This window comes from Acidovorax sp. LjRoot129 (assembly GCF_964253765.1).
Lineage (GTDB): Bacteria > Pseudomonadota > Gammaproteobacteria > Burkholderiales > Burkholderiaceae_C > Acidovorax.
Window position 1 is genome coordinate 854,823 of record NZ_CAXUSE020000001.1, and the last position, 13,107, is coordinate 867,929.

The 13,107-nt window shown below is 67.5% G+C and carries 10 protein-coding genes; all 10 read left to right on the plus strand.

The window, feature by feature from the left end; translation table 11 throughout:
- Nucleotides 1–50 precede the first annotated feature (50 nt).
- A complete protein-coding gene (locus tag ACSQ3Q_RS03995; protein ID WP_436133117.1) occupies nt 51–827 on the plus strand; it encodes an enoyl-CoA hydratase in 777 nt (258 codons plus the stop codon).
- Between the two features lie 1,238 nt (nt 828–2,065).
- Nucleotides 2,066–2,875, plus strand: coding sequence for a TetR/AcrR family transcriptional regulator (locus ACSQ3Q_RS04000; protein ID WP_436133118.1), 810 nt, complete (start codon nt 2,066–2,068; stop codon nt 2,873–2,875).
- Nucleotides 2,876–2,909: 34 nt separating this feature from the next.
- On the plus strand, nt 2,910–3,872 hold the full coding sequence (locus ACSQ3Q_RS04005; protein ID WP_436133119.1) for an SDR family oxidoreductase: 963 nt from the start codon (nt 2,910–2,912) through the stop codon (nt 3,870–3,872).
- Nucleotides 3,869–5,482 carry an acyl-CoA carboxylase subunit beta gene (locus tag ACSQ3Q_RS04010; RefSeq protein WP_436133120.1) on the plus strand — a complete coding sequence of 538 codons (1,614 nt, stop codon included), beginning with the start codon at nt 3,869–3,871 and terminating at the stop codon, nt 5,480–5,482. The genes ACSQ3Q_RS04005 and ACSQ3Q_RS04010 overlap by 4 nt, the downstream gene beginning before the upstream one ends.
- A gap of 29 nt (nt 5,483–5,511) precedes the next feature.
- The gene (locus ACSQ3Q_RS04015; protein ID WP_436133121.1) at nt 5,512–6,642 is read left to right on the plus strand and encodes a DNA alkylation repair protein; all 1,131 of its coding nucleotides are present in this window, start codon (nt 5,512–5,514) and stop codon (nt 6,640–6,642) included.
- Between the two features lie 38 nt (nt 6,643–6,680).
- Nucleotides 6,681–7,850, plus strand: coding sequence for an acyl-CoA dehydrogenase family protein (locus tag ACSQ3Q_RS04020; protein WP_436133122.1), 1,170 nt, complete (start codon nt 6,681–6,683; stop codon nt 7,848–7,850).
- Between the two features lie 167 nt (nt 7,851–8,017).
- On the plus strand, nt 8,018–8,821 hold the full coding sequence (locus ACSQ3Q_RS04025; protein ID WP_436133123.1) for an enoyl-CoA hydratase/isomerase family protein: 804 nt from the start codon (nt 8,018–8,020) through the stop codon (nt 8,819–8,821).
- 109 nt (nt 8,822–8,930) lie between these two features.
- A complete protein-coding gene (locus ACSQ3Q_RS04030) occupies nt 8,931–10,994 on the plus strand; it encodes an acetyl/propionyl/methylcrotonyl-CoA carboxylase subunit alpha (RefSeq protein ID WP_436133124.1) in 2,064 nt (687 codons plus the stop codon).
- Entirely contained in the window at nt 10,991–12,163 is a 1,173-nt protein-coding gene (locus tag ACSQ3Q_RS04035; RefSeq protein ID WP_436133125.1) for an acyl-CoA dehydrogenase family protein, read from the plus strand. The genes ACSQ3Q_RS04030 and ACSQ3Q_RS04035 overlap by 4 nt, the downstream gene beginning before the upstream one ends.
- Nucleotides 12,164–12,177: 14 nt before the next feature.
- A complete protein-coding gene (locus tag ACSQ3Q_RS04040) occupies nt 12,178–13,074 on the plus strand; it encodes a 3-keto-5-aminohexanoate cleavage protein (RefSeq protein WP_436133126.1) in 897 nt (298 codons plus the stop codon).
- Nucleotides 13,075–13,107 lie beyond the last annotated feature (33 nt).

A 13,107-nucleotide genomic window follows, 5' to 3' on the forward strand; every position in this document is an offset into this window, starting at 1 on the left:
GCCGTTCCTAGTTCGTCTTCTCCCCATTCAGACACTGGAGTCCCACCACTATGACCGAAGCCACCCAAGACATCCTCGCCCACACCGAATCCGGCGTGACCACCATCACCTTCAACCGGGTGGACAAGAAGAACTCCATCACGCGCGACATGTACGCCGCCATGGCCGACGCGCTGGACGCCGCCAAGGCCGACGCCAGCGTGCGCGTGGTGGTGTTTCAGGGCGACGTGGCCATCTTCAGCGCAGGCAATGACATTGGCGACTTCTTGCAGCAGCCCCCGGCCACGCAGGACTCGCCCGTGTTCCGTTTTCTGCGCGGCATCGCTTCCTTTCCCAAGCCCGTGATCGCCTCGGTGTGTGGCCCGGCCGTGGGCATCGGCACGACGATGTTGTTCCATTGCGACCTGGTCTATGCGGGTGACAACGCGGCGTTCTCGATGCCGTTCGTCAACCTGGGTTTGTGCCCTGAGGCGGCATCGAGCCTGTTGGTGCCGCAGATGCTGGGGTATCACCGCGCTGCTGAGGCGCTGCTGTTGGGCGAGCCTTTTATGGCCGAGGCTGCGTTGGAAGTGGGGTTGGTGAACCGCGTGGTGCCTCCGACGGAGTGCAATGGGGTGGCGCAGGCGCAGGCGCGCAAGTTGGCTGCCAAGCCGTTGTCTTCGCTGATCGAGACGAAGCGGTTGATGAAGGGGGGGCAGACGGCGAAGGTGCTGGAGGTAATGGCGGAAGAGGGTGAGAGCTTTGGGCGCATGCTGCGCGAGCCCGCAGCGCGGGAGGCTTTCTCGGCGTTTATGGAAAAGCGTCGTCCCGACTTCAGCGCAGTCTGAAGGCGGGTAGCCGCGTCAGCGGCGTGGACTGCGGAGCAGGCCGACGGGCTTTCGATAAAAGAGAAAGCCTGATTTCAGCAAGAGCTGAAATTAGGCCACCGCGTTAGCGGCGAGAACCGCGCAGCGGGCCGAACGATCTTTCGGTAAAAGCGCCGGCTGGATTCCGGAGATCTCTGGGTCTTCGGATTTGGTCAATTTGGCTGCTGGCGCTTATCTAGCAAGCGCTAGCAGCTATTATTTTTGTAGTGTTGAGTCTTTTCTCAACCGTTCGGGCTGAGCCTGTCGAAGCCTGGACTTGCGTGTTGGTTTGGGCGGCGTGCTTGTCTTGAGGGCGGAGGCCGGGAGTCGCCCGGCGTGCGAGTAACTTTCTTTTGGGTCGCCAAAAGAAAGTCACCAAAGAAAAGGCGACCCCCAGTCTGCGACCCCTTCGCGGTGCGAAGGGGCGACCTGCGGCGGGGCGGTTGCGGGGTGCGCCGTGGAACTCGCTTTGCGCTGGCGCGCGCCGCTCGGACAGCCACGGCGAGCTAGACAACGAGGCATGCGCGCTCCGACGCGCATGCTCACCCCGCAACCGCCCCGCCGCAGGCGCAGCCAGCAGGGGGTGGACAGCCGAACAACCAAACATCCCGACATCCACACGGGCCATCGCGTTGCTCGGCCTCGCGGTCGCGGCGCGAAGCGCCCGCGCGTTCTGGGCCGAGCGAAGCAATGGCCCATGTGGATGTCCGCTCCCGGGTGCCCTTCAGGATGCGCCGAGGAGCGCAGGGCGCGGGGCGGGCGTGTGCCGAAGGACACACGCTTCGTGAACTGACTCGCTGCGGCTGTTTGAGCGTAGCGCGCAGCGCGTAGCGAGTTCCGCAGCGCGCCCCACGCACGAGCACCGCAGGTTGCCGCACTCGCCCGAAGGGCGGGTGGGGACGCAGCGTGTAGGGTCGCCTTTTCTTTGGTGACTTTCTTTTGGCGACCCAAAAGAAAGTTACTCGCACGCCGGGCGACTCCCGGCCTCCGCCCTCAGCAGAAGCACGCCGCCAGATCAGCACACGTGACCAGGCCCCGACAACTCAGTCCGAACGGCTGATTGCTATAAAAACAATAGCTAAAAACATAGACAGATAAAGCGCTAGCAGCCAAAAAAATCTAAAAAACCCACACCCCTACACTCGGATGAGTAATCTGCAAGTCTATTTTTACAAAGCACTTGCTTGCTAAAAATAAACCGTTTTGCTATCGTGCCACGCATGGACTCACCCGTGCGGCGCACCAGCGCCATCGCCCCCCCTTCTAAAAAATCCCCCGCCCGCCGCAACCAGGTGCCCGCCCCAGCGGCCACTGCAACCGCAACTGCAACCGTAACGGCAACAGCACCCAAACGCCCAGCCGCCGCCAAGCGCGCGCCTCCCACAACGCCTGTGCCGCAAGCAACAGAAGAACCCCGCCGCCCCCGCGGCCGCCCGCTCAAAACCGCGGGCGAACTCGACGACGGCAACCGCCGCCGCAAGCTCATGGACGGCGCGGCCAAGCTCTTCCAAACCAAAGGCTTTGCGGCCACCAGCACGCGTGACATTGCAGCCGCGGCCGGCATGCACAGCGGCTCGCCCTTCTACCATTTCGAAAGCAAAAACGCGCTGCTCTACGCCGTGATGAGCGAGGGCATGACCATGGCCACGCAGAGCCAGCAGCAGGCGCTGGATGCCCTGCCAACCGACGCCACGCCACGCGCACAGCTGCGCACCCTCATTCGCCATCATTTCGAAATCCTGCTCGGGCCGCGCAGCAGCTTCATCCCCGTAATGCTGTACGAATGGCGCTCGCTCACGCCCGCGCAGCGCAAAAGCATTGCGCGCATTAAGGACAGCTACGAGGCCGCGTGGATGCCTGCGCTTGAGGCCCTGGCGCAGCAGAACGCGCTGGAGGCCGAGCCCGCAGTGGCGCGGCTGTTCATCTTTGGTGCGCTCAACTGGGCGGTGCAGTGGTTTGCTCCCAAAAAGGGCAAGTCGCTTGACGGGCTGACCGACCAGGCGCTGGCGCTCTTCATCCGCAAAGCCTGAGCCAACGGCAACGACCAACACGATGGCGATCAACATGACGAAGACAAGCACGACCGCCGCGCTCCACACGCCCCAATATCGATCCGTCTTCGCCCTCGGCCTCTTCGATGGACAGGTGGTCGTCGTCACGGGTGGAGGCTCGGGCATAGGCCGCTGCACCGCGCACGAGCTGGCCCGTTTGGGCGCGCAGGTGGTTCTGGTGGGCCGCAAGCCAGAGAAGCTGCAGGCCGTAGCCGATGAGATCACTGCAGATGGCGGCGCAGCGTCTTGGCACGCCTGCGACATCCGCTCCGAAGACGCGGTGGTCGTGCTGGTGCAGCAGGTGCTGGCCGCGCACGGGCGCATCGATGGCCTCGTGAACAACGCGGGCGGGCAGTTCATGTCGCCGCTCGAATCCATCAGCGCCAAGGGCTGGGAGGCGGTGCTGCACACCAACCTCACCGGTGGCTTCCTCATGGCACGCGAGTGCTACCGGCAGTGGATGGCTGCGCAGGGCGGCGCCATCGTCAACATCGTGGCCGACATGTGGGGCTCCATGCCGGGCATGGGGCACAGCGGTGCGGCGCGCGCGGGCATGGTCAGCTTCACCGAAACCGCTGCGCTCGAATGGGCCTGCAGCGGCGTGCGCGTGAACGCTGTCGCGCCGGGCTACATCGCATCGAGCGGCATGGACAACTACCCGCCCGCCGCCGCGCACACGCTGCGCGCCATGCCGCAGACCGTGCCGCTGGGCCGCTTCGGCAACGAGGCCGAGGTGTCAGCGGCCATCGTCTTCTTGCTCAGCCCGGCAGCCAGCTTCATCAGCGGCAGCACGCTGCGTGTGGACGGCGCGCGGCCGCAGGTGCGCCTGGGCTGGCCGCTGCGCGTGCCCGATGCCGCCACGCAGCAGCGCGCTGCGGTCAAGCCCTATGCAGGCTTTCACCGCGCGCAGGTGCCGCGTGTGTTTGCAGCGTCCGCAGACCCTGCGGGCGATGCACCCAAGGACTCCGACGCATGACCACCGCCTTCGCTTCGCGCTTCCTCCCCGGCGCACCCGATGCGCAAAAGCGCCGCGCTGCCCTGGCTGCGCGCCTCGATGCCCTGCGCGCGCTGGAAGAGCGGGCCGCGGCGGCATCGGCCCGCTCGCAGCCCCAGTTCGACAAACGCGGCCAGCTGCTGCCGCGCCAGCGTGTGGCGCTGCTGCTGGATGTGGGTGCGCCCTGGCTGCCACTGTGCACCTTGGCGGGCTACCTGCAGGATGTGAAGGACCCGGCCAAGTCCGTGCCCGGCGGCGGGATGATTGCCGGCATCGGGTTTGTCAGCGGTGTGCGCTGCATGGTGGTGGCCAGCGACTCCGGCATCGAGGCGGGGGCCATCCAGCCCATGGGACTGGAAAAGATTCTGCGCGTGCAGGAGATCGCCCTGCGCGAGCGCCTGCCCTTCGTGCACCTGGTCGAGAGCGCAGGCGCCAACCTCATGCGCTACCGGGTCGAAGGCTTCGTGCACGGGGGCACGTTGTTCCGCAACCTCGCGCGGCTGTCGGCCGCGGGCATTCCGGTTATCACCGTGCAGCACGGCTCGGGCACCGCGGGCGGGGCCTACATGCCGGGGCTGTCGGACGTGGTCATCATGGTGCAGGGCCGCTCGCGCGCCTTCCTGGCTGGGCCGCCGCTGCTCATGGCCGCCACGGGCGAGGTGGCGACCGAAGAGGAACTGGGCGGCGCCGAGATGCACACCGCCGTCTCGGGTCTGGGCGAATACCTGGCGCAGGACGACCGCGAGGCCATCGGCATGGCACGCGACGTGATTGCGCAGCTGGGGTGGGCCACCCCCGCGCGACCCAGCGCACCCGCCCCTACACTGCCCGCCGACGACCTGCTGGCTCTGATGCCCGGCGACCTGCGCCAGCCCGTGGACATGCGCGAGGTGATCGCGCGGCTGGTGGATGGGTCTGAGCTGCTCGAGTTCAAGGCCCGCTACGGCATGGCCACCTTGTGCGCGCAGGGCCGCATCGGCGGCCATGCCGTTGGCTTCATCAGCAACAACGGCCCCATCGACGTGGCGGGCGCTAACAAGGCCACGCACTTCATCCAGTGGATGTGCCAGCTGGGCCACCCCATCATCTACTTGCAGAACACCACGGGCTTCATGGTGGGCAAGGACAGCGAGCAGGGCGGCATGATCAAGCACGGCAGCAAGATGATCCAGGCCGTGACCAACGCCACCGTGCCGCAGATCACCATCCAGTGCGGCGCCAGCTTTGGCGCAGGCAACTACGGCATGTGCGGGCGGGGCTATGCGCCGCGCTTCCTGTTCAGCTGGCCTGGGGCCAAGACGGCCGTGATGGGCGGCGAGCAGGCCGCGCGCACCATGCAGATCGTGACCGAGGCGGCGCTGGCGCGCAAAGGCATCACGCCCGACCCGGCTGAATCGCAAGCCCAGTTCGACAAGATCGTCGCCATGTTCGAAGCCCAGGCCGACGCGTTCTACACCAGCGGCCTGCTGCTGGACGACGGTGTGATCGACCCGCGCGACACGCGTGCCGTGCTGGCCTTTTGCCTCGATACCTGCGCTGAGGCACAGGCCCGCACGCTACGGCCTTTGAGCTTTGGCGTGGCGCGGATGTAAGCGAAGAGGGCGCAAGCACAAAGACACACATGGCCGAGCCTCTCAAATATTTGCTGAACGACACCGTGCCGCCGCGCATCGCCGCCATGGTGCAGCGCGCCTGGCGCAAGTTCGACACGGCCGCCTTTCTGCGGCAGGTCGAGCCCGGGTACGAATCGCTCGAATTAATGGCGCGCGGCCATCGCATTGCTCAAGCATTGCAGGTGCATCTGCCCCAGGACATACCGCGCGCACTGGCCGTGCTGGTCGACTCCATGGACCCGCCCATGGGCATCGACGCCGCCGGCGAGCCCGATGCGGGCGACCGCCCCTACAGCGCCTTCCTGTACCTGCCGCACAGCCTGTACATCGGATCGCAGGGCCTGGCGCATTTCGAGGCGGCCATGGCCGCGCAGCATGCGCTGACCCAGCGCTTTACCGCCGAGTTCTGCATACGCCCCTATCTGCTGCACCACCCACAGGCCACGCTCGCGCGGCTGAGGGACTGGATGCACGACGAGAACGCCCACGTGCGCCGCCTGGTGAGCGAAGGCACGCGGCCCCGCCTGCCCTGGGCGCCGCGCCTGCCCGCATTCCAGAAGGACCCGCAGCTGGCCCTGCCGCTGCTCGATGCGCTCAAGGACGACCCGTCGTCCTACGTGCGCCGTTCGGTGGCCAACCACCTGGGCGACATCGCCAAGGACCACCCCGACCTGGCCGTGGGCACCGCCCGCATCTGGCTGCAGGGCGCACCCGCCCCGCGCGAAGCCCTGGTGCGCCACGGCCTGCGTTTTCTCATCAAGCGCGGCGACGCTGGCGCGCTCGATGTCTTGGGCGTGGGCCACGCCGTGGCGCTGGATGTGCGGGCCGCCCGCGTGGTGCCCGAGCGCGCGCGCATCGGCGACAAGGTGCGCATCGAAGCCGAGCTGCACAACCCCACGCCATTGCCGCAGCGCGTGCTGGCCGACCTGAAGGTGCACTACGTCAAGGCCCACGGCGGCGCGGCGCCCAAGGTGTTCAAGCTGCAGACGCTGGACATCCCGCCAGGCGCCACCGTGGCCGTGGGCAAGACGCTGTCGCTGCAGCAGATGACCACGCGCACCCACTACCCCGGCGCGCACCAGGTCGAGCTGGTGCTCAACGGGCGGCCGCAGCCGCTGGGGCAGTTTCAGTTGTCGTGATCTAGGTCCGCACCAACAAAAAACCGGAGACAAACACCATGCAGTTCACGCACGAGCACCGCGAGATCCAGAAGACCTTGAAGCGCTTCATCGACGAAGAGATCAACCCCCACGTGGACGAGTGGGAGGCGGCCGAGATCTTCCCCGCGCACGAGGTCTTCAAGAAGATGGGCAACCTGGGCCTGCTGGGCCTGTGCAAGCCCGAGGAATACGGCGGCGCGGGGCTGGACTACTCGTACAGCCTGGCCATGGCCGAGACGCTGGGCCACATCCATTGCGGCGGCGTGCCCATGGCCATTGGCGTGCAGACCGATATGTGCACCCCGGCGCTGGCGCGCTACGGCAGCGAAGAGCTCAAGCGCCAGTTTCTGGCCCCGGCCATCGCGGGTGACATGGTGGGCTGCATCGGCGTGAGCGAGCCCGCGGCGGGCAGCGACGTGTCGGGCATCAAAAGTGTGGCGCGCAAGGATGGTGACGACTATGTGATCACCGGGCAGAAGATGTGGATCACCAACAGCCTGCAGGCCGACTGGATGTGCATGTTGGTGAACACGGGCGACGGACCCGTGCACAAGAACAAGAGCCTGGTCATGGTGCCCCTGCGCGATGGCCCCGGCGGCAAGCTGACGAAGGGCGTCGAGGTGGCGCAGAAGATCCGCAAGATCGGCATGCACAGCAGCGACACCGGGCTCATCTACTTCGACGAGGTGCGCGTGCCGCAGCGCTACCGCATCGGGGCGGAAGGGCAGGGCTTCATCTACCAGATGCAGCAGTTCCAGGAAGAGCGCCTGTGGTGCGCCGCGAGCACGCTCGAATCGCTGAACCACTGCATCCAGTGGACCATCGACTACGCACAGGAGCGCAAGCTGTTTGGCAGCACGCTCGCCGACCAGCAGTGGGTGCAGTTCAAGCTGGCCGAGCTCAAGACCGAGGTCGAAGCGCTGCGTGCACTCACCTACCGCGCCTGCGACCTGTACGTGAACGGGCAGGACGTGCTGGAACTGGCCAGCATGGCCAAGCTCAAGGCCGGCCGACTGAACCGCGAGGTGCCCGACACCTGCCTGCAGTTCTGGGGCGGCATGGGCTACACGCTGGAGAACAAGGTCTCGCGCATGTACCGCGACGGGCGGCTGGCGTCGATTGGTGGGGGCGCGGATGAGGTGATGTTGGGCATCCTCGCCAAGCTCATGGGCATCGCCAAGAGATGAACACCCCCCTGAGCGACTGCGCGCTTCCCCCCGCTCTCGCATTGCTGCGCAATGCGGGCAGGGGGACGCAGCCCTCGCTGCGGGGTGGACCTTGGCTTGCTGCCGTGGCACTGGGCCGCGCCAGTTTCGTATGTCGTGCGTAGCGCGCATCACGGTGGAGACCTGACATGCCTTTACAGATAACCCGCGCGCCGCTGGCCAGCGGCAGCGTGGAAACCTGGGCGCTGAACGACCCCGCCAGCCGCAACGCGCTGTCGGAGCCGATGGTGGACGCCTTGCTGGCCGCGTGCGAGCGGGCTGCAGCCGATGCCGACCTGCGCGGTGTGGTGCTGCGCGGCGCGGGCGGCCACTTCTGCGCGGGGGGCAGCCTGGATGGCTTTGCCAAGACCATCGGCCAGCCGCTGGCTGCGGATGAAGCCGATCCGCTCGTACCCCTGAACCGCCGATTCGGCACGCTGCTGCAGGCCCTGTGCGCGCTGCCGCAATGGCTCATCGTGGCGGTGGAGGGCGCTGCGATGGGCGGTGGCTTTGGCCTGGTGTGCTGCGCCGACCGTGTGCTGGCCCATTCCAGCGCACAGTTCGCCACGCCCGAGGTCACACTGGGCATCGTGCCTGCGCAGATCGCGCCCTTTGTGGTGCGGCGCCTTGGCCCCGCAGCGGCGCGGCGGTGTTTGCTGACGGGTGAACGCTGGGATGCCGCAGCCGCCCAGCGCTATGGCTTGGTCGATGACGTGGTGCATGGCGACATGGATGCCGCTGTGCAGGCCGCCATTGCGCGCCACGCCGCCGCAGCGCCCCAGGCCGTGGCCGCCACCAAACGGTTGTTGCTGGCCCAGACAGAGAGGCCGTTGCCCACGCTGCTCGATGACGCAGCCGTCGCCTTTGCGCAGGCGCTGCGCGGGCCCGAGGCGCCGCAAGGGCTGGCTGCATTTGCCGCGCGCAAGGCGCCGCCTTGGGGTGCGAACTCATGAAGAAAATCCTCATAGCCAATCGGGCTGTTCATGCTGCAGGCATGGCGAAGCACATTGCCCGTGCACGCGCAGCGTGCTGGCGGGCGATGGAGCCGCGAGGGCACAGCCTATGAACAAGATCCTCATCGCCAATCGCGGCGAGATCGCCCGCCGCATCATCCACACCGCCCACCGCATGGGCATCGAAACGGTGGCCGTCTACTCCGACCCCGACGCCAACGCCCAACATGTGCGCGAAGCCACGCAGGCCGTGGCGCTGGGTGGCGCCGCCAGTGCCGACACCTACCTGTGCACCGACAAGCTGCTGGCCGCAGCGCGCGCCACCGGCGCCGATGCGGTGCACCCCGGCTATGGCTTCCTCAGCGAGAACGCCGACTTTGCCCAGGCCGTGGTCGGTGCCGGCCTGACCTGGATCGGCCCGCCCCCCGCAGCCATCCGCGCGCTGGGCAGCAAGGCGGGGGCCAAGGCGCTGGCGGCGGTGCACGGGGTGCCGTGCCTGCCAGGTTATGCCGGTGACGAGCAGAGTGATGAGCGTTTTGCGCAAGAGGCCGCGCGCATCGGCTACCCCGCCATGGTCAAGGCCGTGGCGGGTGGGGGAGGGCGCGGCATGCGGCTGGTCACCGATGCGGCGCAACTGCCCGCCGCACTGGCCAGCGCCCGGTCCGAAGCGATCGCAGGCTTTGGCTGTGGCGACCTGCTGATCGAGCGCGCGCTGCTGCAGCCGCGCCATGTGGAGGTGCAGATCTTTGCCGACGCCCACGGCGCGTGCATCCACCTGGGCGAGCGCGATTGCTCGGTGCAGCGGCGCCACCAGAAGATCATCGAAGAATCCCCCAGCCCGGCCGTGGACGACGCGCTGCGTGCGCGCACGGGAGCCTGTGCCGTGGCGCTGGCGCAGGCTGCTGGGTATATCGGCGCGGGCACGGTGGAGTTCTTGCTGGACGGCCAAGATTTCTACTTGATGGAGATGAACACCCGCCTGCAGGTGGAGCACCCGGTGACCGAAGCGCTCACCGGCGTGGACCTGGTCGAGTGGCAAATCCGCATCGCGCGCGGCGAGCCACTGCCCATTACGCAGTCGCAGGTCGTGCTGCAGGGCCACGCCATTGAGGTGCGTCTGTGCGCCGAAGACGCGCACTTTCGGCCGCACACCGGCCGTGTGCTGCAGTTCAGCGCGCCCACGGCCACGGCCTTTGAACGTGCCGCGCCGGGTGCGCTGCGTTTTGACCACGCGCTGGAGGAAGGCGCCGAGGTCTCGCCCCACTACGACGCCATGCTGGGCAAGCTCATCGTGCACGCGCCCACGCGGGCCGAGGCCATCGACGCTTTGGTCCGCGCGCTGAACGGCACCCGCGTACTGGGCCTGCCCACCAACCGTGCGTTTCTGGCGGCGTGCCTGGGCCACCCGGTGTTCCAGGGTGGGCAAGCGCTGGTGCCGTTTCTCGCGGAGCATGCATCGGGCTTGCAGGGTTTGCTATTAAAAGATGAGCTATCAGCGATTATCCCTTCAGCGCTGGCGGCCATTTTTGCTTCAATTTCCACCGCTCCAGCCTCCGCCAGCCTGCCGTGCGCCCTGGCGCGTCCGCTGCGCCTACGCCACCAGGGCGCGGTGCTGCCGCTGGCGGTGCGCGAGCTGGGGGCCGGGTGGCTGCAGGTGGAGCGCGCGGGTGCCCTGCCTGCCGACGCCGCCCATCCTGCCGACATCTCGCAAGGGCCGAACGACGCAGACACGACCACCACCACGGTGCAGCTGACCCCGCAGCCCGGCGGTGCCGTGCGCGCCACCATCCACGGCGGCGACGCGCCGTTCACCGACCACACCGTGCACGCCGTGCCTGTGGGCCGACTGCGCTGGCACTGGCAGACCGGTGGGGTGGACGGCTGGGTGGAAGACGCATCGTGGGAGCCGGCAGCCCGCGCGGGCGCCGCCGGTGGCGCCACCGAACTGCGCGCGCCCTTCAACGGCAAGGTGGTCGCGCTGCCCGTGGCCGCGGGCCAGGCGCTGGCGGCGGGCGACACCGTGGTGGTCATCGAATCGATGAAGCTCGAACACAGCCTGGCGTGCCCCGTGGCTGCCACGGTGGCCGAGCTGCTGGTCGCGCCCGGCCAGCAGGTGGCGCCCGGGCAGGTGCTGGTCCGCTTTGCGCCCGCCCTGCCAGGAGCACCCGAATGACGGCCCCGGCCCATACGACGTTGGTGAGCGACGAAGACCGCACCGCGCTCACCGACACCGTCACCCGCTTCGCCCGCACCGAGATCGCGCCGCATGTCGGTGCCTGGGACGCGGCCGGCGAGTTTCCGCGCAGCCTGTACCGCCGCGCGGCCGACCTGGGCCTGCTGGGCCTGGGCTACCCTGAGCAGTACGGCGGCACGCCTGCCAGCTACCAGCTCCGCCTGCCGCTGTGGCGCGCACTCAGCCGCCACGGCGCCAGTGGCGGCGTGCTGGCCAGCCTGCTGTCGCACAACATCGGCCTGCCGCCCGTGCTGGCCCACGGCAGCGACCACGTGCGTGCCGAGGTCATCCCGCCCGTGCTGGCGGGCGAACAGATTGCCGCGCTGGCGATCACCGAGCCCGGTGGAGGGTCGGACGTGGCGCAGCTCAAAACCACCGCGCGGCGCGAGGGGTATGACTACATCGTCGAGGGCGAGAAGGTGTTCATCACGTCGGGCATGCGCGCGGACTGGATCACGGTCGCTGTACGAACGGGGGACGCCGGCAGCAAGGGAAGTGCCGGCATCTCCATGCTGCTCATCCCCGGCCACAGCGCAGGCCTGGCACGCACGCGCCTCGACAAGATGGGCTGGCTCTGCTCCGACACCGCGCACCTGCGCTTTGACAACGTGCGCGTGCCGGAGCGCTACCTGCTGGGCGAAGAGGGCGCGGGTTTTCGGATCATCATGTCCAACTTCAACAGCGAGCGCTTTGGCCTGGCCGTGTCGGCCCTGGGCTTTGCCGAGGCCTGCTACGACGAAGCCCTGGCTTGGGCCCGCCAGCGCAAGACCTTTGGCGCCGCGTTGGTGGAACACCAGGTCATCCGCCACAAGCTGGTCGACATGCAGATGCGCATCCAGTCCACGGCAGCGTGGTGCGAATCCGTGGCCGCGCAGGCGGATGCGGGCCGAACCGGCCCAGAGTGGGTGGCCAACGTCTGCATGCTCAAGAACCACGCTACCCAGACCATGCAGTTCTGCGCCGACCAGGCCGTGCAGATCCTGGGCGGCATGGGCTTCATGCGCGGCACCGTCAGCGAGCGCATCTACCGCGAGGTCAAGGTCATGATGATCGGCGGCGGTGCGGAAGAAATCATGAAGGACCTGGCTGCACGTCAGCTCGGCATTTGAAGGAGACAGGCAGCATGCACGGTACCGACCACGGCAACAAAGCCATCATCACCTGCGCCATCACCGGCGTGCTCACCGACCCCGGCCAGCACCACGTGCCCGTCACGCCCGAGCAGTTGGCGAAAGAAGCCCGTCGCGCCTACGACGCAGGCGCCGCCGTGGTGCATGTGCACTTTCGCAACCAAGAGCCCGGCAAAGGGCACCTACCCAGCTGGGACCCGCAGGTGGCGCGCGACTGCGTGCAAGCCATGCGCGAAGCCTGCCCCGGTTTGATCATCAACCAGACCACCGGCGTAGTGGGCCCCAACTACCAAGGCCCGCTCGACTGCCTGCGCGCCACCCGCCCCGAGATGGCCGCGTGCAACGCCGGTTCGCTCAACTACCTGAAGGTGCGCAGCAACGGCACCTGGGCCTGGCCGCCCATGCTGTTCGACAACCAGCCCGCCAAGGTCAAGGACTTCATCGACGTGATGCTGGAGACAGGCACGCTGCCCGAGTTTGAATGCTTCGACGTGGGCATCGTGCGCTGTGTGGAGATGTATGTGCAGACGGGCCTGTACACGCAGGGTCTGCCTGAATACAACTTTGTGATGGGCGTCGAATCCGGCATGCCCGCCGACCCGGACCTGCTGCCCATCCTGCTCAAGCTGAAGATCAAGGACGCCCCCTGGCAAGCCACCGTCATCGGCCGCAGCGAGATCTGGCCCGTGCACCAGCGCGTGGCCGAGCTGGGGGGGCATTTGCGCAGCGGTCTGGAAGACACGTTCTATCTGCCGGATGGGACGAAGGCGGATTCGAACGGGCCGTTGATTGAGCAGCTGGCGCGGTATGCAAGGAATGCGGGGCGAGAGGTGGCGTCGCCGCTGGAGGCGCGGGGGATGTTGGGTTTGAAGGCCGCGGGCATTCAGTGAGCGGGAATAGCGCCCAGCGCCGCAGCTTGGGTT

What these genes read in the sequence shown, in the direction of transcription:
- ACSQ3Q_RS03995 (WP_436133117.1), top strand. Translation starts at nt 51, where the DNA reads ATGACCGAAGCCACCCAAGACATCCTCGCCCACACCGAATCCGGCGTG.
- ACSQ3Q_RS04000 (WP_436133118.1), top strand. Translation starts at nt 2,066, where the DNA reads ATGGACTCACCCGTGCGGCGCACCAGCGCCATCGCCCCCCCTTCTAAA.
- ACSQ3Q_RS04005 (WP_436133119.1), top strand. Translation starts at nt 2,910, where the DNA reads ATGACGAAGACAAGCACGACCGCCGCGCTCCACACGCCCCAATATCGA.
- ACSQ3Q_RS04010 (WP_436133120.1), top strand. Translation starts at nt 3,869, where the DNA reads ATGACCACCGCCTTCGCTTCGCGCTTCCTCCCCGGCGCACCCGATGCG.
- ACSQ3Q_RS04015 (WP_436133121.1), top strand. Translation starts at nt 5,512, where the DNA reads ATGGCCGAGCCTCTCAAATATTTGCTGAACGACACCGTGCCGCCGCGC.
- ACSQ3Q_RS04020 (WP_436133122.1), top strand. Translation starts at nt 6,681, where the DNA reads ATGCAGTTCACGCACGAGCACCGCGAGATCCAGAAGACCTTGAAGCGC.
- ACSQ3Q_RS04025 (WP_436133123.1), top strand. Translation starts at nt 8,018, where the DNA reads ATGCCTTTACAGATAACCCGCGCGCCGCTGGCCAGCGGCAGCGTGGAA.
- ACSQ3Q_RS04030 (WP_436133124.1), top strand. Translation starts at nt 8,931, where the DNA reads ATGAACAAGATCCTCATCGCCAATCGCGGCGAGATCGCCCGCCGCATC.
- ACSQ3Q_RS04035 (WP_436133125.1), top strand. Translation starts at nt 10,991, where the DNA reads ATGACGGCCCCGGCCCATACGACGTTGGTGAGCGACGAAGACCGCACC.
- ACSQ3Q_RS04040 (WP_436133126.1), top strand. Translation starts at nt 12,178, where the DNA reads ATGCACGGTACCGACCACGGCAACAAAGCCATCATCACCTGCGCCATC.